The organism is Pseudoalteromonas sp. NZS11 (genome assembly GCF_015864765.1).
GTDB classification, from domain to species: Bacteria; Pseudomonadota; Gammaproteobacteria; order Enterobacterales; family Alteromonadaceae; genus Pseudoalteromonas; species Pseudoalteromonas arctica.
The window spans coordinates 153,393-176,047 of the sequence record NZ_JADYWP010000007.1 but is presented as its reverse complement, the minus strand read 5'-3'; the positions used below and the strand labels follow the sequence as shown (position 1 = coordinate 176,047).

The 22,655-nt window shown below is 34.6% G+C and carries 20 protein-coding genes; 1 reads left to right on the top strand and 19 read right to left on the bottom strand.

The genetic code is table 11. The features are described from left to right. Positions 1–587: 587 nt before the first annotated feature. Positions 588–1,304 carry an acyltransferase family protein gene (locus tag I6E82_RS19885; RefSeq protein WP_331459163.1) on the bottom strand — a complete coding sequence of 239 codons (717 nt, stop codon included), beginning with the start codon at positions 1,302–1,304 and terminating at the stop codon, positions 588–590. A 327-nt stretch (positions 1,305–1,631) separates the two neighbouring features. Here I6E82_RS19885 and I6E82_RS15270 point away from each other — a divergent pair, with 327 nt between their 5' ends. Then, positions 1,632–2,564, top strand: a complete 933-nt coding sequence (locus I6E82_RS15270; protein WP_197118235.1) for a polysaccharide pyruvyl transferase family protein — start codon at positions 1,632–1,634, stop codon at positions 2,562–2,564. 49 nt (positions 2,565–2,613) lie between these two features. On the opposite strand, the gene I6E82_RS15265 is transcribed toward I6E82_RS15270, so the two are convergent. The 18 genes from I6E82_RS15265 to I6E82_RS15180 all read right to left on the bottom strand — a co-directional run bounded on the left by I6E82_RS15265 (position 2,614) and on the right by I6E82_RS15180 (position 22,588). Next, the gene (locus I6E82_RS15265) at positions 2,614–3,342 is read right to left on the bottom strand and encodes a VpsP family polysaccharide biosynthesis protein (protein WP_197118234.1); all 729 of its coding nucleotides are present in this window, start codon (positions 3,340–3,342) and stop codon (positions 2,614–2,616) included. Continuing rightward, positions 3,335–4,063 (bottom strand): tyrosine-protein phosphatase, encoded by a 729-nt coding sequence (locus tag I6E82_RS15260; protein WP_197118233.1) that lies wholly within the window; start codon positions 4,061–4,063, stop codon positions 3,335–3,337. Before I6E82_RS15260 ends, I6E82_RS15265 begins: the two co-directional genes overlap by 8 nt. Positions 4,064–4,077: 14 nt before the next feature. After that, entirely contained in the window at positions 4,078–6,285 is a 2,208-nt protein-coding gene (locus I6E82_RS15255; RefSeq protein ID WP_197118232.1) for a GumC family protein, read from the bottom strand. A 22-nt stretch (positions 6,286–6,307) separates the two neighbouring features. Continuing rightward, the gene (locus I6E82_RS15250; protein WP_197118231.1) at positions 6,308–6,832 is read right to left on the bottom strand and encodes a polysaccharide biosynthesis/export family protein; all 525 of its coding nucleotides are present in this window, start codon (positions 6,830–6,832) and stop codon (positions 6,308–6,310) included. Then, on the bottom strand, positions 6,832–8,052 hold the full coding sequence (locus I6E82_RS15245; RefSeq protein ID WP_197118230.1) for an outer membrane beta-barrel protein: 1,221 nt from the start codon (positions 8,050–8,052) through the stop codon (positions 6,832–6,834). Before I6E82_RS15245 ends, I6E82_RS15250 begins: the two co-directional genes overlap by 1 nt. After that, entirely contained in the window at positions 8,036–9,439 is a 1,404-nt protein-coding gene (locus I6E82_RS15240) for an undecaprenyl-phosphate glucose phosphotransferase (protein ID WP_197118229.1), read from the bottom strand. The genes I6E82_RS15245 and I6E82_RS15240 overlap by 17 nt, the downstream gene beginning before the upstream one ends. A 203-nt stretch (positions 9,440–9,642) precedes the next feature. Beyond that, the gene (locus tag I6E82_RS15235) at positions 9,643–10,029 is read right to left on the bottom strand and encodes a 3-phosphoshikimate 1-carboxyvinyltransferase (RefSeq protein ID WP_197118228.1); all 387 of its coding nucleotides are present in this window, start codon (positions 10,027–10,029) and stop codon (positions 9,643–9,645) included. Between the two features lie 42 nt (positions 10,030–10,071). After that, positions 10,072–11,244, bottom strand: coding sequence for an O-antigen ligase family protein (locus I6E82_RS15230; RefSeq protein WP_231616939.1), 1,173 nt, complete (start codon positions 11,242–11,244; stop codon positions 10,072–10,074). After that, positions 11,237–12,274: a glycosyltransferase gene (locus I6E82_RS15225; RefSeq protein WP_197118227.1), complete on the bottom strand. Its 1,038-nt coding sequence runs from the start codon at positions 12,272–12,274 to the stop codon at positions 11,237–11,239. The genes I6E82_RS15230 and I6E82_RS15225 overlap by 8 nt, the downstream gene beginning before the upstream one ends. Positions 12,275–12,316: 42 nt before the next feature. After that, positions 12,317–13,255, bottom strand: a complete 939-nt coding sequence (locus I6E82_RS15220) for a glycosyltransferase family 2 protein (protein ID WP_197118226.1) — start codon at positions 13,253–13,255, stop codon at positions 12,317–12,319. Between the two features lies 1 nt (position 13,256). Then, positions 13,257–14,366, bottom strand: coding sequence for a glycosyltransferase family 4 protein (locus tag I6E82_RS15215; RefSeq protein WP_197118225.1), 1,110 nt, complete (start codon positions 14,364–14,366; stop codon positions 13,257–13,259). After that, positions 14,367–15,518 carry a glycosyltransferase family 4 protein gene (locus I6E82_RS15210; protein WP_197118224.1) on the bottom strand — a complete coding sequence of 384 codons (1,152 nt, stop codon included), beginning with the start codon at positions 15,516–15,518 and terminating at the stop codon, positions 14,367–14,369. It lies immediately after the preceding gene. Between the two features lie 179 nt (positions 15,519–15,697). Next, positions 15,698–17,170, bottom strand: a complete 1,473-nt coding sequence (locus I6E82_RS15205; protein WP_197118223.1) for an oligosaccharide flippase family protein — start codon at positions 17,168–17,170, stop codon at positions 15,698–15,700. Next, the gene (locus tag I6E82_RS15200; RefSeq protein WP_197118222.1) at positions 17,163–18,074 is read right to left on the bottom strand and encodes a glycosyltransferase family 2 protein; all 912 of its coding nucleotides are present in this window, start codon (positions 18,072–18,074) and stop codon (positions 17,163–17,165) included. The genes I6E82_RS15205 and I6E82_RS15200 overlap by 8 nt, the downstream gene beginning before the upstream one ends. Before the next feature lie 110 nt (positions 18,075–18,184). Next, positions 18,185–19,141, bottom strand: coding sequence for a glycosyltransferase (locus I6E82_RS15195; RefSeq protein ID WP_197118221.1), 957 nt, complete (start codon positions 19,139–19,141; stop codon positions 18,185–18,187). Between the two features lie 4 nt (positions 19,142–19,145). After that, complete coding sequence (locus I6E82_RS15190) at positions 19,146–20,597, bottom strand: oligosaccharide flippase family protein (RefSeq protein ID WP_197118220.1); 1,452 nt, start codon at positions 20,595–20,597, stop codon at positions 19,146–19,148. Next, the gene (locus I6E82_RS15185) at positions 20,598–21,575 is read right to left on the bottom strand and encodes a glycosyltransferase family 2 protein (protein WP_197118219.1); all 978 of its coding nucleotides are present in this window, start codon (positions 21,573–21,575) and stop codon (positions 20,598–20,600) included. After that, a complete protein-coding gene (locus tag I6E82_RS15180) occupies positions 21,575–22,588 on the bottom strand; it encodes an NAD-dependent epimerase (protein WP_197118218.1) in 1,014 nt (337 codons plus the stop codon). The genes I6E82_RS15185 and I6E82_RS15180 overlap by 1 nt, the downstream gene beginning before the upstream one ends. Positions 22,589–22,655 lie beyond the last annotated feature (67 nt).

Here is a 22,655-nt window from a genome sequence, read left to right as displayed (position 1 = left end):
AATTTGATTGCCGCAGAATACGTTGCGCGTTTTAATTTCGTCATTTTTTCACCCAAATTTGTATGCTTATTAGCATAACATTTCTTTCTTAATGGGTGGCCAAATTAACTATGCCACTACAACCATCAGCTAACGCACATTGCTTTAGCCTTACTTTTATTGCATCTGTTAAGGATTGACTATTGAAGTTGAATTTGGAGAAATTTTGGACACCCTCAGAGATTACTCCCTAATCATCGTTTTCTTTATCGCTATTAAATAAAAGGGAGTAAGTTTTATACCCTGTACTATCAAGGTTATTAACCCAATAATTATCTCCTTTATTAGCAATAACACTCAAACTTAGAATACTGATAAACAACATGATATATAAAGGTTTACATTTCAAGTAAGCTCTAGCGCTATGGAAACCATTAATAAATCTGATTCTTTCAATATATCGGCTACTTATAAGGCCTAAAAATACAGATAGTGCTATGCCTCAGTAGATATACTTATCGTCTAATGTGTAGTAATAAATACCAACGACTAGCGGCCAAAATCAAAAAAAAGGCACCCAAAACTGGGAACAAAGCCGCATAGCCTGGTCATGCATCTTCTTTAGTGACTATAAAGTAAGAACCCACAATTAACGCCAAACCTAATCTCTCTAAAAGCATTTTCTTTTTATTATTGATAACTATCGGAAATAGATAAGCCACACCGCCAATCATCATTTCCCACGCTCTAGTAGGTAATAAATAGTAAGCTGCATTCGGCCAATTTAAACTAGCAAAAACACATAATACAAAGCCTAAAAAAGTAGCTGCTACAATTAAGTAGTTCATTAATTTAATAGTTATAAACTTATAAATAAACACCAATACAAGTGGGTAAATTATATAAAATTGCCACTCAACCGAAAGTGACCAAGTATGTAGCAACCACTTCTCGTGAGATGCAGCATCAAAATAACCAGCTTCAGTCCAATATGTAATGTTAGATAAAAAACTAATGCTACTTAAAGCATGTTCACCAAGAAGCTGGTAATCTAAGGGGGGTAAATAAAGCCAGCCAAAAAGAAGTAAAGCAAAACAAAGTGCTGCTAGTGCTGGAATTATTCTATTTGCTCTCGCAACATAAAAACGAGCTATAGAAAAGTTTTTTTGCTCTATTCCTTTAAATATTATACCGGTCATTAAAAAACCTGATATAACAAAAAACACATCAACCCCACCTGGCAACCAAGCTGCATTAAAATGAAATAACACGACACCAATTAAAGCTAGGGCTCGAAGTCCGTTTATATCTTTTCTAAATTGCACAGTATTATCCTTAACAGTGAAACATCACTTAAACAAAAACGCTGAAACGTATAATTAATCTAATCCTTTGTTATCAAATGTAACCAGCTGGCAAAATTAGTTATGCTTTATTGAGTAGCTTTACTATAGTTTAAAGTACTTTCTCCTTCTCCCTAATGAACCAAGAAAGTGTTTTAGTTAACGCTAGGCTCAGTTTAGAGCTACTTTATAGCCCAGAGGTTTTTTATAAGCCTCTGGGCGTTTTTATTTGCAGATCCCTAAGTAAAACGTTGATAGTTAAACTTCACAGTGTAAAATTAAAACTTTTACAGTAACTAAGGAAAGTATATGAAACAGCAAGATATTTGGTCTAATTGCTTAAACAACTTGAAAAAGAAACACGAAGCTATCTCTGAATTAATAGCTAACCGTACTGTTGCGTATATAGATATACCTAATCACTTTAACGTAGGTGACTTATTAATTTATAAAGGAACAGAACAGTTTTTTAAAAATCATTCAATAAATGTTATCTACAGAGCCGGGACTTCTGCAGTAAATTTACAAAAGGTAGGAGAAGCTGATGTAATACTTTTACATGGTGGAGGGAATTTTGGAGATCTATATCCTCAACATCAAAATTTAAGAGAAGAAATAGCTAAAAAGTTTAAAAATAAATGTATCATAAGTTTACCTCAAACGATCCAGTTTAATTCTGAAGAAGCACTGGCCAAGTCTGCCTCTCTTTTTATTGAACATCCTGATTTTCATATGTGTGTACGAGATCATAAAAGCTTAGATATTTCTAAACGTTTTACCAATAATATAATGCTTCTACCAGACATGGCACACAGTTTACATCCCTTAGTTGATCCCACAGAAGTTGGTCCCTCAAACTTATTCCCACCTAAAATTCTGAACTTACTAAGGGTAGATATAGAAAGCACAAATGCAAATCAAGGTTTAAATAAGGTTAGTTTTGATTGGCAAGACATTATGGTTAAGCAAGATTACTGGACTCTGAAATTATATTATCAAATGATAAAATTTAGTTTCTTACGAGAAAAGGCAACAAACTTGTGGAGTGGGTTGTCAGACGAAATTATTTTTAAATCAATTAATTACTTTTCAGCACACACAGTAATACATACTGACAGGTTACATGGATGTATATTAGCAACACTACTCGGAAAAGAAATTTACGTTAAAGATAATTCTTACGGCAAGAATAGTAACTATCAAAAAGCATGGCTATCTGAATATCCTTACTTTATAGACTAGAAGGAATTTATGACACGGATCCATTAAAAAAATTTAACTGAATCCGTGTTTAAAGTTTACAAGTTTGTTTATAAATATAGCGTTCTTTCAGTTTCTTATACGCAGCACCAAATTGTAGCGACATACACAAAGTAGGTAGTTGATTTAATTGTTCAGCAATAGTGTAAATGCGGTTAAATCGATAACCATACTGGGCGGCCATGCTTAAAGAATTTACATACAATGCTTTATACTCTGGCGCTAGGTTTTGCCAATTTGCTAATGAAATTTCTATAATACCCAAATGTACATCCAGCTGGTATGGGCCTACTTTTTTAGCCTGATTAATATACTTTAAAACTTGTTTACTTGGCCCTTGTTGGTAGCTAGTAACTTTAGCAAGCTCAATCCAAGTTTCAGCCCATGAGCTTCTAATATGGGTAGAATGAAGTAAAAGCGATTGTATCTCTTTATATTCAGTATTGAGCTTACTTTGTCCAGTCCGATCCGTGTTAGCTATAGCGAGTAGCTTAATATACGCTAAAAAATGTAAATAATGAGCATGTTCAGGCTCAAGCTCTATGGCTAACTTAATAGCATTTTGGGCTTTGTTAAGGTTATTATAAAAAGCCTCTGGTGCATCAACGGGAGAGGTGTTACTGAGTTCTTGTACTGTATTTAGTGAGCTAAAATACCAAGCATTAGCGCGCATACTTTGCACGCTAAAATAACAAATAATGAGTGTAACTATTGCCAATAGCGCAACTTGTAACCGCTTAAAAGCCAGCTGCTCAAACATCAAACAATACCTCAGTTAAACACTTAGGGTTTGTTACAAACAGCGCATGCGACTTACTTTCACCAATCATGTCGGTTACTCGTTTTTTTGCCTTACTTAAAATAGGTGGCCTGCGCTTTACCGAATGCGCGTCAGATGCAATATAACTCACTAAATCAGCTTTAATCATATGTTCACTAATGTATTGAGCTTTCTCACCCCATAGGCCTTCAATGCTAGACGCTGTTAACTGAAACTCACACCCTAACTGTGTCAGTTTTTCAATGTAAAATAGGTTTGACTGAATATCACGATTTCGCTCTGGATGCGGAATAACCACTTTTATATTTTGTTTAGCAAGCCAAGTAATAAATTTGTCATACCCTTGAGGCACATGTGAATGAGGTAGTTCTAACAATAAATAATTAAAGCCATTTTTTTTGCCAATAAACGGTAGTTTATTAGTTAATACTAGCGGCATTAACTCAACATCAAGGCGAGCCTCAGCGGCTACTGCAATATTTATATTAATATTTTGGCCTAAGCAAGCTGCTTTTAATTGGGTTAAATCGTTTAAAAGTTGGGGAGCCGAATTATTATATCGGCCTAAATGAATATGTGGGGTTGCAACAATATGCGTTATACCGTCGTTTTGCGCCATTTTTAAAAGCGCTAAAGACTCGTTTAAATCTTTAGCGCCATCATCAATACCTGGCAAAATGTGTGAATGTATATCAATCACAATTTATAGGCCATTTAAGTATTTTCTGGTTCAGGTTTTTTAGAGTAATCGTGGTAGTCGTAGTAACCATAGCTATGCTCATCGTTAGACTTACTCATATCTACCTGATTAAGCACCACGCCCGCTACATGTGCTTTTACCTCAAATAAACGCTCAAGGCCTGCCTTAATTGGTTTTATACGCGTAACATCTGATTTTACAACATATATCACCGAATCAGCACTTTGGGCTATTACTAATGCATCACTCACGGCTTGTGTTGGTGGTGTATCAATAATTATATGGTCGTACTGAGTTTTAAGGTGTTCAATCAACTGTGTAAACTTAATGTTTGATAATAACTCAAGTGGGTTACTTGGTATTTGCCCACTTGGCATTATTACTACACCTGATTTTTCATCAATATGAACACACTCACTTAGCTCTTCTGTACCCACTATTAAATTTGTTAAACCAGGGTGATAAACCGGTATTTCAAATCGCTTAGCAATAGCTGGCTTACGTAAGTCACCATCAATTAGCAGTACTTTACCCATTTGAGCTAGAGATATAGCTAAATTAGAAGATGTTGTTGTTTTACCTTCACCTGGTGCTGTAGAAGTAACTGCAATTATTTTATGCTGTTTATCAAGCTGAGTTAAAAGTAAGCTGGTACGAAATGTTCTTACCGACTCTGCAAAGCGCCTATACGTTTCGTCAAGATATGCATGCATAGGCAACACACTTTTTTTAGGTAAACTTACCTGTGGTAATAAGCCAAGCATTCGCTGAGCTAACTTGCTTTCTACGTCTGGTTTAGTTTTAACGGTATCGTTAAGGGCATCAAAAATAAAGCTCATAACTATTGCAAAAATAAAGCTAGCTACAAACGCAAGCACAACAATAAGCTTTTTATTAGGTTTACTAGGGTTATTTGGTGCATACGCTCGGTCGGTAAAACGCGCTGCAGCAGAGGTAAAATCGCTTGTTACTTCGGTTTCTTTAGAACGTGATAAAAACGTATTAAATATATTGCGGTTAGTTTCTACTTCACGTTTTAACTGATTATATTGAGTTTCTTTACGGGTAATATCTTGGTAACGCGCTCTAATATTATTTAAATCATTTTCAAGAGCGCCAACGGTTCTTGTTACCCTATTAAGCTCTTTTTCGATACCCGTAATTAGGCCTTTAATTTGTTTATTAAGGTTGTTTTTAACGGTAATAAGCTCTGCACTGGCTGATATAATTTTAGGGTGTTTAGGGCCATAAACTTCACTTAACTCACTTAATTTTCGCTCAACGGTAACTACGTCACGTTTTACGTTTTGAATAACATTATGTGATGTTATTTCAGGCATACTTCCTAATAACTCAAGGTTGTTGTTACCGTATTCGGTTATAACTCGGTTAATGCTCTCAAGCTTATTTTTTTCGTTGCGCGCTTCAATTAACTGAGCCGATATTTGCTCAAGTTCTTGTGTTGCAAGCCCTGCTATACCTTCAATATCAATAAGGTGCTGATCTTCTCTAAAGTCTTGTAAGCGCTTTTCTGAGTCGTCTAACTGAATACGAAGTTGCGATAACCTCGAGTTTAACCAACTAGAAGCCTGTTGAGTTATTCCCATTTTTGCGCGCATTTGGCTTTCTATGTATATATCGCCTACAGCATTAGCAACTAAAGCGGCTAACGTGGGATCGCTCGACTCAAAGCTTATATTTACTAATTGAGTATTACTGATTGGTTCAATACCTAGCTTAGATTTATAAATACTCAGTAAAAAAAGCATTTTTTGCTCTGCTTTTTCTTCTGCAGATAAATATCTTTCTTCGTTTTTATTTAAAAAAGGCAGTAAGCCTTTTACATAGCCTTTAACTTCCCCCATTAAACTAGGTTTAGGAATAAAATCGCTGTGTTCTTCTAAATTAAGTTTGGTAATTACTTCTCGGCCAATACTGTCAGATTTAAGTATTTCAAACTGTGTTAAGTAATACTCTTTTTTTGTGGTATCAAGGCCATAAATTTCTTCAAAACTAACGGCTTTAGATTGCTCTGATTCAATAAGTAACGTAGCAGATGCCGTATACTGCGGCACAAGCGTTAAAGCAAACATAATTGTTAATAAAGTAATAACTACCGAAAAGCCAATAATACGCCACTTAGCGCGTTGTATAACCTTTAGGTAAACAGTGAAATCGATAACATCTTCGCTATCAATTGAATTATTCTCAAACTTATTCATTATTTACTGCCTTTAAAACTGCTTAAAACAAGCGTTGTTCTATTTTTATTGTATCGCCTGCTGCAATTTGGCTATTAAGAGTGCCTTTTTGTTGCTGCTGCTTAGTTTGCTCTTTAAAAATATAAATTTTATCAGTTGATGCCCGTTCAGTTAAGCCACCCGCTAATGCAACGGCTTGGTTAACTGTCATGGCTGGCTGATAAGGGTAAGCACCAGGAGATTTAACCTCCCCATGAATATAAAAGGGTCTGTACTCAACAACCTGCACATATACACTTGGGTTTTTTAAATAATCAGGCTGCAGGCCATTAGCAATTGACTTTTCAACCTCAAAGGTAGTTAACCCAGCAAGTTTAAGTGCCCCTAAAAATGGGTAATTAACCTCACCACTATTACCTAGTAGCGCAGTTACCTCTAAATCGGGTTCACCAAATACTTTTATTTCTACTTTATCGCCTGGGCCCAACACATAGTCTTGCGCCGTTTGTGCAAAGCACACTGTGCTAAATAAAAAGCACAATGCACTAAAAAAAAGTTTACAGTTCATTAATTAGCCTTTAAAGCAAACGTAAAATTAACACCCACAATTACGCGGTCAAACTCAATTAATGGCTGGTTTGAGTTTTTATCAATAAAATCAACATAAGTCGAAATTAAACCAAAGTTATTAGCTTGGTAATTTAAGCCAAGTCGAGCGCTTTTTGTTTCATCTTTACGACCAATATCGCCAGTGTATTGCTCATCTATATAGCTCACACTTGCTACAGAGGCTAAATAATCGCTCCAATCGTGTTTCCATTTAACACCGTAGGTGCTTTCTTTAATGTAATCGCCTTCAAGCAGTGGGTCGGTCGCCGCTCTACTGGTTGTAAAATCAAATGTAGAGTAAGTTAAAGGTTGCCAAGTAACGCCAGCCTCCCAACTTAAGCCACTAAAGCTATCACGTTGCTTATCATCAAAGTCTTTGTTTTGATAACCAAGTTTAAAAGTGCCAGAGGTAAGCGACGTTGCTTCCCACTCCATACCAAAAAGTACTTTAATATCGTCGGAGTTACGTGAAACACCACTAGACTCTAAAACGTCGTAGCGGTAGTCATTGCGGGTTACTTCTACAAACATACGTGTTGCAGCTTGCGTGTTATAATAACCAGTTGCACCAATTAACGTTTTATCGTAATCACGAAATTGTGAGGAAGCTCTAAAATTTTGATACTTTTTACTGTAAAAGCCAGAAACCAACTCTAATTGGGCTTTAGATGTTTGCGAACCAAATTTATAAGTACCAGTAATATCTTGTTGTTGGTACTTTATTAACTCATCAACAATATCGCCCAAGCCTTGCGTTAAACCAGTACCTCGTGGCTCATACAACCAATCAGCCGTGCCGTTAATATCAAAAACGTGACGACTGGTAAGCTCTTTATGTACACCGGCACCCACGTTAACTTGAGTAAAGTTATCAACAGAGTCTTTATTATATAAAGAGCTACTGGTGCCGACGTTTAGTTTGTAGCTGTCGGGGCCATCGTCTATTACAGCTGCAACCCCTGGCGAAATAGTCCAAATTACACGCGACTCTTCGTCGGTTGGTGTATTAAAAATATTGTCGTTAACGCTTAAGCCTGTTTGTAAAACCGGAGTAATTTCGGCACCATCTTTGGTCATAAAGCTGCCTGGCGTAAACTCGGCCGAGGCAGGAGCTGACAACGTTGCCGACAGTAAAACTACAGCACAAGGTATAACTGATTTTTTAGTATGCATTTGCATTTTTAAATCCCTTAAAAATTGTCATAAAAATTATTTTAACATCTAACCATAAAGACCAATGCTTTATGTAATGTAAATCGTATTCAACGCGTTTTTCCATTTTATCAAGCGTATCGGTTTCGCCGCGCCAACCATTAATTTGTGCCCATCCAGTTATACCTGGTTTAGCTTTATGCCTAAACATGTAAAATTCAACTTTTTTACGATACTCTTCGTTATGGGCAACAGCGTGTGGGCGTGGCCCAACTATCGACATATCGCCTTTTAGCACGTTTATAAATTGCGGTAGCTCGTCTAGACTAGTTCGGCGTAAAAAGCCGCCCAACTTTGTAATACGAGCATCGTTTTTAGTAGCTTGAGTGACTACTGCACTATTTTCGGTTACCGACATAGAGCGAAATTTCCACACTTTAATTTTACGCCCATCAAGCCCATATCGGTCTTGCTTAAATATTACAGGCCCCTTAGAGGTAAACTTAACAGCAAACGCTATAGCAATAAGCACAGGAGATATAAGTAGTAAAATAATTGACGACACTATTATGTCTTCAGTACGTTTAATAAACTCACGAGCACCAATAAAAGGAGATTCAAAAACGCTTAGTGTGTCTACATCGCCAACGTGTTCAACACGGGCATGTATTAAATTTGAAAGTAAAAAATCAGGTATAAAGTGTACGTCTACCGTAGTGTCGCCAAGTTGCAGTAACAAATCGGCTATACGCTTATCGGCTTTCATTGGGAGTGCTATATAAAGTATATCTATTTTGCCTTCGCGGGCAGCACATATAGCATTTTGGATAGTTCCGGATATTTCGTACGTTTTAACGTTATTAAATAATCGCTCTGGTTTGCGGTCGTCAAAAAAGCCTAAAAACTTAAAACCAAGCTCATCGTTTTTTTCAATCTCGTCATACAAATAAACAGCCGACTCAGTAGCACCTACTATTGCAACGTTACGTAAGTTCATGCCTAAACTACGGCGGTTACGTTTATATAATTGCACCCCAAAGCGCCATATATATAAATAAGCAACACTAAGTAAAAACCATAAGCCTAAACCAATACGCGAAAACGACTCAGTAAACTTAAACATAAAAGATATAAAAAATAAAATACTAAAGGCAACAAACAACGAGCCCCAAGCACACAAAACCATGGTTTTAAATTTACCTGCACGCCAAGAGCGATAAGCAGAAAATATTTCAGCGCAGTATAAAAAGCTTAGTGCAACGGTTAAAACAGCCACCATATAATGGGCTGTTAGTTCAAAACTATAAAAGAGTGCAGAGCATTGAAAGGCTAAAAATAACGCGAAAATATCGAACAAACGATAAAAATTAGCATCGGATGAGCTAGATGGCTTAAACGTCCTTGACGATTTCATACTTTTAGTCCCTAAGTAAAGTGCAGTGGATAAATACCCACATAGCTATAAATTAATAATAACGTATTACTTATCTGTATTCAATAATGCAGTTTTTAAAAGCTAAAAATAGTGTAACAGTCAGCAATAAAATTAACTCATTATTGATAAAATAAAAACATATATAAACAAAAATAAACATTTAGCATTTGTTTACCCTTATGTTATAAAAATAAACTTTTAACGTAACTCCATATACCTAATGAAAAACCTTCAAACAGGTTAATACCTAACGCCGACTTTAATAAATAAATAAATAACAGCACTATAAAAAAACCTAATGTTACTACAGTGGCTTGGGCTATGGCAGAGGCTTTTTTTTCGGTAGCACTTAACTGCCGCCTATTACGACCTGCTAATAACACAAAATAATATCTGTATTTAAATAATCTAACAACGCCTCTGTAATCTACGGCATGTGCACCCCACTGCCTAGCGCCAATAGCTATTTTAAGATGGGACAGCTGCTCTTCAGTAAAGCTGTTTTGTACGCCTTGAGGCATCCTATTTAATAAACTTCTTATTGCTGGGTCTTCAGATAAAGTAGGCATTAACTACTCCACTTTGTTGGATATTTAATTAAATGCAACAAGTTAAATACTCGTCCTGTTGGCAATAAAACCTTTAAAGATTGGCAAGTAAAATATTACCATAGATGGCGCCCCGCCAGACATAAAAAACAGCATAAAAATAGAGTATAAGCACAAAGCAAAAAATATCGTTTTATCTTTTTTATTTTTTAAACCAACACCTTGGGTAATATAAATAAAGTAAGGTAAAAGTAATAAAAACAAGCCAACTGACCCTTGCTCAATTAACGTATCTAAAAAAACGTTATGTGTATATAAAGCAAGCCCTTGATTAATAAAGTAATGCCCCATATAATCAGGTAGCATTTTAGGCCCAACCCCGAAAATATAATGGGTAGTAAGTATATCCCAACCATTTGTTAATAATGATTGCCTGTGCAGGTTGGAGCTCCACAGAGCTCGCTCTTCATCTAGGTAGAGCATTTCTAGATCTGAATATTCAAAAAAAGTAAACGTATTTAAAAATGACAAGTCATAAAATAACGCGAATAGCATCAACGCTATGCTACATAGAGCTAACATTAAAAATTTATACAAGGGTTTTAAAGTAATAAAGATATAAAAAAAGGCAACCATATGAAATGCTAAAATCCCTTTTCGTTCAAGGGAGAGCAGTATTACTGGGTATAAAAACATTAATGGCTTTAAGTAGCTTTTATCGTCAAAATAATAAGCACAACTTATAAGTATTACACCAGTTAATGCAAAGGCATATTTTGCGTCACCTAAAAACTTATAGCGTGTTAAGTGACCGTGCATGAGGTGGTAAATCAAGGTGACAAAGCAAATAACTAACAGAGTTTTTATAAAAACCGCCCTAAACTTTTCTGGATTTTTCACCGCACTTGTATATACCACCACTAAAGTAAACAGAATTAGCATCCACTGTACAGTAGCAATAATAGCTTTAGTTAAACCTACTTGCACTAGCGCATTAAAAAAACAATAGATTACAAAAATACACATATAGTTAAAACCAACAGGGTACTTAATAACTATTTTATTTTTTAATAATAGTAATAAAAAAATAGAAATCGAAAACAAGGCTAAAATATCAGACAGTCTTACAATAAGTCCGCCAGCATCTAATCTAAAATTAGTAAAATACAATGGTATAACCATAGCGCTAATCATAAAAAGCACATACTCAAGGTTCTTTACTTTAATACTAAACATTGTTTAACACACTTTTGTAGATTTGGGTGTGCTCAACAGCTGTATTAATAATTGAAAAGCTCATTGCTTTATTAACCGCTGCTACAGACTGCTCATTATAATAATTAGCATCATTAACTAGCGTGTTTATTTTATCAGCTAGTGTATGTGTATCACCCACTTCAAATAAACCTTGCTCAACAACTACATTATTCAAACCTTTAACATTAGTAGCAAACGATGGTAACCCAGCTGCCATTGCCTCTACTACTGCAATGCCAAACCCTTCCCAATGGGAAGATTGTATGTAAACATCTAGTGAGTTTAAAAAAGTGGGTATATCGTTAACTTGCCCTAAAAATTTAACTTTATTACTCACACCTAAGCTTAATGCATAAGCCTCGTACTCAGACCTTAGTTCACCATCGCCCGCTAAATTAAGTACAAACCGATCATCAAGCAGAGTCATTAATTTTAGTAAGGTTTTTATATCTTTTTGTGGTGCAAATCGACCAACCATACCGATGTTAATCACTTTAGCATCAGCACTTAGTGTTTTAGGTATTTGAGAAAACCGCTCTAAATTAATACCATTATTTATAACATAAGCTTTTGAGTTGCTTGCTTTAATGCTTTCTAAAAATTTAGTTTTAACGCCCTCTGATATACAAATGATTTTTTTAAACTTTTTATAAATAATACTTTCAAGGGTTTTAATAAAGAGTATATCGCGGCGCCTATAATGTGGGTTATGCTCTGTAACTAGTGTTGGCGTATTTGTAAAGTACGCAATATAAATTGACGGGTACAAATGGGTATGCACTAAATCAGCAGCATTTAAGCGTTTTATAACACCAAAAAAGCCCAAGTCACGCTTATGGAATACCTCAACCCCTAAAACTTTTAACTCATCTACGTATTCGTTTTTACCACGTGTTAAAATCACTTCAAACTTAAAGTCATTGTTTTGTAGCGTCATTAAATCTACAAGCAAACGCTGAACACCGCCTAAACGCTGCAGGTCATTTGTTATGTGCACTATTTTTTTCATTTATTATCCATAATAAGCTTTAACTTTAAATACACAGTTAAATTACAAAACTCGCCCAATGAGACAGCAAAAGTAAGTAAAACTAAACTTTAAACGTTCAACAATTGAATCATTATATTTAAGGAACAAAGGTTTAAACGAATCATTTATTTTTAAGCATTGCCTATAAAATAGATGTCTGTCTTTCCTATCTTTAATTTTAGAACCTTTTAATACTGTAAGTAAAGAAAACCTAGCAACCTCAGCGGTAACAATGTTTTTACGATCGAAAAGCTCAATAGTGTCTTTAACTGAGTTAACTAAGTTGAGTAATAAATGAGAATAAGTAGAAGTGCGTATGCTAGTTGTAGAACCCGCTCTTTTTCTGTAATAAACCAAAACAGAAGATATTTTCACTGTTGTACTTGCCTTCGAAAAAGCCTGGACATTATAAAAAACATCTTCGTAAATCATACCTTCGGGGAAAGTAAGACCATTCAACATACTTTTCCTGTATAAGCGAGTCCAAACAAAAAAACCACTATGGAACGGGTTTAAATTTGATGACTCTAATTCTACTAATGCCGAAGAAGCACTAGCTGGCAAAACAGAAGTAAACTCTTCAAAGCTAAATTCAATTATATCGTGCTTTAGTTCAGTTACATAAGATGAGAGTACATCCCAATAATTGGAGGCAATTGCATCGTCAGAATCTATAAAGCCAATATACTCACCTTTCGCAATGAGCAATGCGGCATTACGAGCAGCAGCTTGGCCTTTATTAACTGGTTGCTTAATTATCGTTGTATTAAATTTTATGTTTGATTTATGCTCTAAAATAAAGCTTTCGCACAGGCTTATTGAATTTTCAGGGCAGCAATCGTCAACAAAAATAATCTCAACTTGGTCGCTATTAACACCTTGCAGTAAGCTTTTCATTAAATCAGGTATAAATTCAGCTACTTTATAAACAGGGCATATAAGTGATAATTTTATAGGCATATTAATTATTTACACCACTTTTTATTACGCCATATTGTTTTGCATAGCTCTCTAGCATTACAGGTAAGGAATACTTTTGTTTATATAACGTGTAAGCAGCATCACCATGTGACACTGTTTTAGCTTTATTATTAATGTATTCACCCATGGCAATAGCCATTGTAGATGCATCACGAATAGGGATTAAATAGCCTGACTCACCCTCTATTATTAGCTCAGAGCAGCCACCAACATCAGATGCAATTACCGCTTTTTTACACGCCATAGCCTCAATAATACTTCGTGGTAAGCCTTCCCAAAAGCTAGAGAGTATAAATACATCAGCTTGAGTTAGTTTTTCAGCAAAGTTGTCAACCACGCCACAAAAGTTTATTACCCCTTCAGGAAAGTGAGCAAACAACTGCTTTACTTTAGCTTCGTACTGGCCATCGCCGTATATACTTAAAGTAAAGGGTTTACCTTGGCTTAATAAAGAGCTACACGCTTGAGCGAGCGTAGTGTAGTCTTTTTGATCTTCAAAACGAGCTGCGGTAATAAAATTAACGGGCTTGTCGGTTAGCTCCCACGTATCGTTAAATTTACCAAGCATACCGTTACGTATCACTAACAACTTTTTGTCGGGCACGCCTATTCGTAAATACTCGTTTTTATCAAACTCGCAAACGCCTATAATTTTTGAAGGTAAATATGATAGCAACTTTTCAAGTCGCTCATATTTTTTAAAGCCTTTATTTTCGGGTGTATTAACAAAAGGCACACCATGAGGTACATAATAAGAGCGCTTAAAAGTAAGCATTGTAGCTATACGCCCAAGCGCACCTATTTTAGCCGTATGCCAAGAACAAACTTGCGGATTTTCCGATATAATAAGCCATATTAATTTTAACAATGACCAAATATCGCTTAGCGGGCTTAAATCTCTTTTTAAATTAGTTAAAGCATGCACTTTAAAACCAGCCGATCGTAATTTAGTTATAGCATCGCCGTTGCCACCTAGTGCGTATACAACTTCAGCACCTTCGTCTCTAAACTTTTCGCCTATTTGGCAAATATGTTTAAATGAACCAGATACAATAGTATCCGAACGCGTCATCCCTATTAAAACCTTCATCTAAGAAGCTCCAAGTAATTTTTTATAAAGTTTAATGTATTCTTTCGCTATTACATCTACTGTAAAGTTAGCTGCTATTAATTGCTCAGAAAAAACCTGCACTTCACCACTATTTTTATAGTATAGTGCAATACCATCTTCTGTACTTTTAGCAATTTCAGCCGCACTAAAACCTGTAGCAATATAACCGTTTTCATCTGTAAAAATAGCATCGCTTGCCCCACTTACAGGTGTCGACACTAATACTTTTCCAGCTAATAAAGCCTCAAGCAATGAGTTCGAAAATCCTTCAGCCTCAGAAGCATTAACAAAAATATCAAATTGCTTGATAAAGTTTACCGGGTCGTTAACCTCACCATAAAATGTTATTTTGCTTTGCAAGTTGTTTGCTTCAATATACTTTTTTGCTGCAGGTAGCGCACTACCACTGCCAATTAAATGAAAATGCACTTGTTCATGCTTTTTAGTAAGCAATGCAAACGTCTCCATTAGTACATCTACTTTTTTAATTTTCTCTAACCTGCCATGATAAAAAAGATTTATTACAGAATCGTTTTTACTATCAGAAAATGAGCTGTCATCATTAATCAAACTTTTATCAATACTGTTAGGTATATTAATAATATTTTTAAAGCCGAACTCTTTACAGTTTTGTGCGATAACACCCGATATTGCGACTATTGTAGGGTTAGTTTTTAATACAAAATCAGCCATTATTGACCCAACAATTTTTTTAGATTTTAACGCTTTAAAGTCCATATATTGGTTAGAGTTACCTGCTTTTATTAATATTGGCTTTTTAAATAAGCGCGCTAAGCAGCACCCCACAAAAGCACCAAATTTACCTTGATGGCAATGTATTACATCAAAGCTTTTATTATTCAACACCCCCCAAGCAATTACCTGTATTAGCCAAAAAAAAGAAAAAATGAACCAACGGCCTAGCCAATCTGGTGCTATTGGTGAATATAACCGAGTTACATGCACGTCGTTCATTACTTCATTTGCTTTGCCATTAAATTTTTGACGTGATGTTAATATATGTACATTAACTCCCTCAGTTTGAATTCCTTTAGAAACTCGCCCACATTGTTTTTCAGCACCACCAAATACGTCTGGCATGTATTGACATGTAAGCATTAGAATTTTCATTTAAACATGCATCCCTCAACCTGACGCTGATTTCCCATGAAAAACAGCGATGCAATCATATATTTACAGGGCTAATATTATATTAAGACCTAATCTTAAAATCATTCTACTAATAGATAATGCAATAAATTTACCTATATAATATTTAGCTAGGCAACAATAAAGTATTAGCAAGTATCTCATCTTTTAGATGGCTTAACCTTTCTAATAGCTAAAATATAAAGTTTACTACACTTTATATAATTATTTATAACAGCGTATATACCTGCGAAAAACAGCTTTAAAAAAATAAAATATGAAATGATACCTAAAAAGAAAAATATCAGTAAAAGAAAAAAATCACCGACAATTAAGTTTTCATTAAGTAGAGTCTTTGTAAAAAGCATAACAAACAACATAAACAGACTAGATGCGAGTGCTGGTTTTAAGTCACGTAAAAAATAAAAAGCATTAAATTGTAATACTTTTTTTAATGAAAAAAGGCCTAAGAAGGTCAATAATATAGTAACAATTATTTCTGAAAATATTATGTACAAAATACCATAACTTGCTGTAAAAAATAAAAGAATGAATAGCAAAACAAAATAAATCATCCTTAACTTTACAAGGATAAAGCCTTGTTCCAAAACACTAAATATTGGCTTAAACATATGAATATAGACAGATAATACACCTAGTAAACATAGCATTTGTAATATTGCTGCTGCTTCTGCCCACTCGTCAGTGAAAAGTACGTTTAACAATTCAGGAGACATTACCGCAACTCCAGTAAAAATGGGAAACGATAAAATACCCATCCAATTAATAAATGTACCTATCGTCTCTTTAAAATCATCCTCCTTAACGCGAGCTAAACTAGGAATTGCAACCGCAGTGATGGGGCCTATAGTAATTTTGACTAAAAAATCTTGTAGTTTAATAGCTAGTCTATAGATTCCGAGTGACGAGGGGCCTAAAGCAGAAGCGATAAATATATCCTTCAATTTGTTAGCAGCTACATTTGTTAATCCTGCAAACAATAAAGGGACACTCACCCTCAATTGTTCAATTAAAATTGCGTAATCAATTAACCATCTAGGTCGCCATTTTATTGATTTCCAAATAATAACTAGCATAATCATTTCATATGTGACTTTTTGAATTACAAAAGTAAACTGTGAAAACTGAGTAAATGCTATTATTCCAGCAACAACGCATGAAATTATACTCGCTATAAATGTAGCAAAGGCTATTTTTTTATACAGAAACTTCCTTTGCAACAAAGCATCGGGAACACAACCAAGTGCAAAAATAAAAGGGAGAATAGACATTACCTGAATAACTAATATATGCTCCGATATATCGAAATATAAAACAACTAAGTAGGCTAAGAGGTAAAAAGAAACACTAAAAAAAACACCAAAAATAAGCGTAATCCAAAACGCATTATTTAAAGCTAGGCTCTTGTATTTCTTTCTATTTATTAAGTTAGCAGACATACCCAATCTCACTATTTGCCCTATAACTTCTGAAAAAATTAAGCCAATAGCATATACACCAAATAATTTAGGTGAGAGCAGGTATGTCATACTTCCAAAAAACAGAAAACCAATAAGCTGTTGAGTAATACTGTTAAAAAAAACCCATTTACTGCTATTTAAAGTTTTAATCATTGCGTAGACTTTTCAGAATTTTATTTACGTTAAACTTAAAGTTGTTAAGCGAAAGAAATAATGAAATAAACATGAATGCTTTTGCTTTAAAATACTTACCTTGTTTGTAAGCAAGTGATTTATGCATTTGAACATAAGAATATAAATACCCAAGGCTATTTGAAGGTATATATTTCTTAATTAATTTTTTCCGATAATATAGCTCTTGTTCAAAACCTTTATCCTTTGAATATGTAATATTTTGTATTATTACTTCTTCATTAGTACCAATGCATACGCCACCAGAATCACAGTGCCTTATAACTAAATCAACATCTTCCATGCGCTTAAATGACTCGTCAAAACCATTTAATTTTTTTAAATTAGATAAGCGCGTAAATAAGACGCAGGTGCCTGGGGGATTAAAGCTATCTACATTTTGCTTATCTCCAGAAACAAAGAATTTTTTGACTAATTTTCCACTTACCATTTCTGGATACCCTAATGCTTTTTTATGTCCCAAATAGCCTGCTTTACTTTTTTGAGAGCGCCCACCGTAACATAAAACATGCCTATACTTTTCCTCAGCCATAAGTAGAGCTTTTTTCTGTGCTGAATACCTTATAGGCAGCCACTCATCATCATCATCTAAAAAAGCTAAAAACACACCCTTGGCATGGTTAATTATCTCATTGCGAGCACTAGCAACACCTCTGTTAACAGGTGATTTTACAAGAAAAAAGTTACTTAATGAATGTAGAGTTATATACTCCTCTATTATCAGTGCAGAGTTATCGTTTGAAGCGTCATCTACTATTATAACTTCGTAACTAAGGTTCTTATCAGTAATGTGACGAATACTTTCCAGTGCTATCAGTATCGAATCTTGGGCATTCCAACAAGTGACCCCTATACTTAGGTCCATAATTATTCCTTAATAACACAAAATCACTTAGATATGACAGCTTATATAAATATAAAGATGCCCTAGATGGTTTTCTTCTGAAACTGTTCTCTTAAATGACAAAACACCACTTACTTAACATTTATCACACTGGTTAAATCCTTAAAACGCCCTGCAGTAATTATTTTTCTTAGTAACAGGATATTCAAAAGCACAAAGTCTTTAAATTTATACTTACGCAACAAAAATAATTTAGCTATGTCTTTAATGCTCAAGTATTCTTCAGATTCTCGGCACCAACCAATTAATCGGCCATTAAGAAAGGCATGATAAAAGTTACTTTTAGCTAACAGCGAATAATATTCCTTAACTAAAAGCGCTTTACTTGCTATGTGCTTTTCATTGAAAACAGAAGTTATACTTCCTGCGCGAATACGATAGTTATAAAAAGGTATATCCAAAGCTTTAACTTTATTTGCATTTAAATATAAAGTTGGTGTCATTAATTCGTCTTCGAAATACATACCCTCAGTGAAATATATATTGTTTTTTATAAATAAATCTCGTTTTACCAACATAAGCCATGCCTCTGGCCTAAAATTTTGCTTAGCAATTGAAGATGAGTTACCGTATTTATTTAAAAAATCTCGGCCGTTACAAACAGGGTGATTAAAGACATCTTGCGGCATGGATAACTGCTCTTTCGGCACATCACCAAACTTAGTGGCAACCCCTTGTAAAATATCCAAATCATTATCGCAGGCAAATTGTATTAAGTTAAATACAGGTTCGCTTTCAAGCGTATCGTCACTATCTAAAAATAAAATAAACTTTCCCTTAGAAGCATTAATACCCGCGTTTCTTGCCGCCGATAACCCCTGATTATGTTGTGTAATAACCTGAGTTTGTAGTGGGTATTTATTTTTGTACTGTTCTATAATAAATGCCGAGTTATCTGTAGACCCGTCATTTATTATAATAATCTCTTTGGATTGTTCATTTACATCGTAAACAGACTCGAGGCAATCAGCTAAATAGTCTTGTACGTTGTAAACAGGTATAACTATACTTAGTTTGATATTTTCCATAATTTCAACTTTTAATCCTAATTAGAGCTAAATTTTTATCAATTAGTTTTTTACCAGTACTTGAGGTCAAAAATGCGAAAGGTCTTACAATACATAAAGATAAAACTAAAGCTGCAGCGATTATTATTCCAAACAAACCTTGCAATATCTCTACTTCAGATACACATAAGTAAACTACAAATATAGTTAAAGGCGTAATTACACTAGGGATAAAAACCTTCAAAATTTGAATTAATCTAACTTTTGAACAGCTCAAAATTAAAGCTACTGTTAATAAAAAACGCATTGCGCTGGTAATGACTACAGCGTATGCAACACCTAGCACTCCGTAATCGGCGCCAAACCATATGGCTGTAACAAGTATTAATAGTGATACAATCTGCTTAATTGTTAACAACTTGATTAAATCGTAAGCTGCTATAAAAGAGTCCATGAAAGATGCCAAGGCTCTGAATATTATGCAAAGCCCTAATATTTCTAATATTGATGCAACTTCACCCCATTGTTCACCCATCATTATTAATACTATTTGGTCTGCACCTACAACTAATATAAGCGAGCCTATAGTTAAGGCCAGGCTAAGTAAACTTAGTGATTGTAAAAAAAACTGAGATAGCTTTTCTTTATCGTCTTTCATTGCCGACATCACAGGAAATACCACACGGTCAACAACCAACCAATATACTTGATTAGGAAACTCTACCAACTGCATAGCTCTTGAATAAAACCCCAGAGCTGTACTGCCCATCATTTTGCTTATAATCGCGATGTCTATTTGCTGGCTAAGTAAACCAAGAGTACTGTTAAAAAAGAATGCAGTTGCGTATTTAATTATTTCTGTTAGCTCAGTTTTATAAACTTTAAAGTGAAGGATTTTCCAACCTCTGAGCAGTATAAATACTACTGAAATCAACTCCGATACCCACAGGCCAATAATGATTGACCAAAAACCAATATCAAAATAGAGCAAGGGTACTGTTACAAATATATTTCCGGTAACGGTACCAAGAGCTTGTAATTTACCTATAAAAACAACGTCGCCACTGCGCTGAAATAAAGCCGAACAAATATTACTAAATCCCAATAACAAAAATATTATGCCTGATATTTTTAATGACAAAGCTATTTCATTAACATTTAGTTGATTAGCGATATCATCGGCAAACAAAAAAAGCGATAGACAAATTAAAACACATAAAGATATAGATAAAACTAACGCGCTACCAACATGCTTATCACTAATAACAGGGCGTTGGATAAGTGTTCTTATAATACCCATATCAGTAATTAAATAAGCAAAAGCAAACACCATAGTAAATGCTGCAACTACACCAAAATCTTCTGGTGTTAAAAAACGCGCTGTAATCATTAATATAACGAGCCTAACTAACTTTGATGAGATAGTTAGTACAGCCATAGTGCCAATACCAGACGAAACCGATTTTTTTTCTGACATTTATAAGCGCCTTACAAATGCCAATATTTTAAAAGTTAATATAAATACTGTACGTGCTATTAGCTTTTTAAAAGTTGATTTTTTAAGGCTTCTTTTAATATCGTTTTTAAGTGATATTTTTTTTACGAGCTTAATTAGAGTACAAAACCAGTCGGTTTTATTATTTATTTTTTTATGCCAAGAAATATAGCGTCCTAAAATATCAAAAAACAACCTGCTATACATACGTTCTATATTAATATTTTTATCTGCGGAGTTTAAATAGCTATTTAATGCGTGCGCATTGTTTGCGATTAAAAAATATTCTGAATTGAATTTCTTGCTAACTGATGCATCATTTAAATCATAAAAGTATTTCCCTTCACATAAATCAATCATTTCTGACTGAATGAAAATTATACGAGATAAAAGCTCATCTTTATAAGTCTTACTTAGGTTTTCGAAAGTGTCTAAAATTTTGTAAGCGTTTATAAAAATGGACTTTTTATAAACGCCAAAACTGTGAGCTCCCCATCCATCGATACATGCTTTAAAAACATTTTCACCAGATTGAGGCCATTGTTGAGTAAACATATCAAAGGGAGCTGACTTTTGATCGCCCACCTTAATTTGATTAAATAAAACTACGTTAGTTTGGGATGTAAACTTATTCATAGCTAGTTTTATAGCATCTGCAGATATAGAGTCATCTATATCTAAATAGACTATATAGTCACCTTTAGCTTGAAGTGCTCCTACACGCCTTGCCTCAGCGGCTCCAGAATTTTTTTGATCTATGATACGTAGATCGATGTTTTTTCTTTTTAATTTATATAGCTGCAACAAAGTACTATCTTGTGAACCATCGTTTATAACGACCCATTCGATATTTGTATATGTTTGATTTTTTATACACTCAAAGCACTTTTCTATGAAGTTCATTCCGTTATATACCGGAGTGATAATAGAAACTATTTCATTGGTATTTTCAGATAGCATTATTTATCTATTACCATATCATTATAAGCTTTATACCAATCAACAAACTGTTGCATACCATAGTCAATGTTTGTATTAGGTTTAAAGCCAACTTCTTTTTGTAGGCTATCTATATCTGCAAATGTTGCTGGAACATCTCCTGCTTGCATTGGCATATAGTTTTTGTCAGCTACTTTACCTGCTGCTTTTTCAATTGATTCTATAAAGGTCATTAGTGCGATAGGTTCGTTGTTACCAATATTAAATACACGGTATGGAGCTTTACTTGACTCTGGCGAGGTATTGCTATTTGACTGGTCTCTTTTTGGAACTACGTCTTGAATGCGAATAATGCCCTCTACAATGTCGTCTATGTAGGTAAAGTCGCGTTTCATTTTTCCGTTATTAAATACTTTAATTTCTCGGTTATTTAATATTGCATCGGTAAATAAGTAAGGGGCCATATCTGGGCGACCCCACGGGCCGTATACTGTAAAAAAGCGCAGCCCTGTTGTTGGTAGGTCGTATAGGTGGCTATAGCTATGCGCCATCAACTCATTTGATTTTTTAGTTGCTGCATACAGTGATACTGGGTGATCTACTGCATCGTCAGTCGAAAATGGCATTTTTTCGTTCATACCATAAACAGAGCTTGATGATGCATATACTAAATGCTGCACTTTATTGTGGCGACACCCTTCTAAAATAGTAGCAGTGCCTACTAAATTAGAATCAATGTATGCCATCGGATTTTCTATTGAGTAACGCACACCGGCTTGCGCTGCTAGGTGTATTACGCGGTCAAATTTTTCATCTTTAAATAAATTAGCTATGCCGTCTCTGTCTGCTAAATCCATTTTTACAAAACGAAATTGAGTAAGGTGTTTAATACGCTCAAGTCTTGCATGTTTTAATGCCGGATCGTAATAGTCGTTTAGGTTATCTAGCCCTATTACTTCGTGGCCATCGTTACATAAGCGTTCAGCTACAAAGTTACCGATAAACCCTGCGGCACCAGTTACAAGATATTTCATTTGTAAGAATCCTTTAAATTTTCTTTATTAATTTAATTTCAAGCACTGCTGTTTTAGCGTTAAAGTA

Excerpts from the sequence above, each read along its gene's own strand:
- I6E82_RS15240 (WP_197118229.1), bottom strand. The coding sequence starts at position 9,439 with ATGAAATCGTCAAGGACGTTTAAGCCATCTAGCTCATCCGATGCTAAT.
- I6E82_RS15205 (WP_197118223.1), bottom strand. The coding sequence starts at position 17,170 with ATGATTAAAACTTTAAATAGCAGTAAATGGGTTTTTTTTAACAGTATT.
- I6E82_RS15265 (WP_197118234.1), bottom strand. The coding sequence starts at position 3,342 with ATGTTTGAGCAGCTGGCTTTTAAGCGGTTACAAGTTGCGCTATTGGCA.
- I6E82_RS15200 (WP_197118222.1), bottom strand. The coding sequence starts at position 18,074 with ATGGACCTAAGTATAGGGGTCACTTGTTGGAATGCCCAAGATTCGATA.
- I6E82_RS15185 (WP_197118219.1), bottom strand. The coding sequence starts at position 21,575 with ATGCTATCTGAAAATACCAATGAAATAGTTTCTATTATCACTCCGGTA.
- I6E82_RS15215 (WP_197118225.1), bottom strand. The coding sequence starts at position 14,366 with ATGAAGGTTTTAATAGGGATGACGCGTTCGGATACTATTGTATCTGGT.
- I6E82_RS15225 (WP_197118227.1), bottom strand. The coding sequence starts at position 12,274 with ATGAAAAAAATAGTGCACATAACAAATGACCTGCAGCGTTTAGGCGGT.
- I6E82_RS15190 (WP_197118220.1), bottom strand. The coding sequence starts at position 20,597 with ATGTCAGAAAAAAAATCGGTTTCGTCTGGTATTGGCACTATGGCTGTA.
- I6E82_RS15195 (WP_197118221.1), bottom strand. The coding sequence starts at position 19,141 with ATGGAAAATATCAAACTAAGTATAGTTATACCTGTTTACAACGTACAA.
- I6E82_RS15250 (WP_197118231.1), bottom strand. The coding sequence starts at position 6,832 with ATGAACTGTAAACTTTTTTTTAGTGCATTGTGCTTTTTATTTAGCACA.
- I6E82_RS15245 (WP_197118230.1), bottom strand. The coding sequence starts at position 8,052 with ATGCAAATGCATACTAAAAAATCAGTTATACCTTGTGCTGTAGTTTTA.
- I6E82_RS15235 (WP_197118228.1), bottom strand. The coding sequence starts at position 10,029 with ATGCCTACTTTATCTGAAGACCCAGCAATAAGAAGTTTATTAAATAGG.
- I6E82_RS15220 (WP_197118226.1), bottom strand. The coding sequence starts at position 13,255 with ATGCCTATAAAATTATCACTTATATGCCCTGTTTATAAAGTAGCTGAA.
- I6E82_RS15230 (WP_231616939.1), bottom strand. The coding sequence starts at position 11,244 with ATGTTTAGTATTAAAGTAAAGAACCTTGAGTATGTGCTTTTTATGATT.
- I6E82_RS15180 (WP_197118218.1), bottom strand. The coding sequence starts at position 22,588 with ATGAAATATCTTGTAACTGGTGCCGCAGGGTTTATCGGTAACTTTGTA.
- I6E82_RS15255 (WP_197118232.1), bottom strand. The coding sequence starts at position 6,285 with ATGAATAAGTTTGAGAATAATTCAATTGATAGCGAAGATGTTATCGAT.
- I6E82_RS15270 (WP_197118235.1), top strand. The coding sequence starts at position 1,632 with ATGAAACAGCAAGATATTTGGTCTAATTGCTTAAACAACTTGAAAAAG.
- I6E82_RS15210 (WP_197118224.1), bottom strand. The coding sequence starts at position 15,518 with ATGAAAATTCTAATGCTTACATGTCAATACATGCCAGACGTATTTGGT.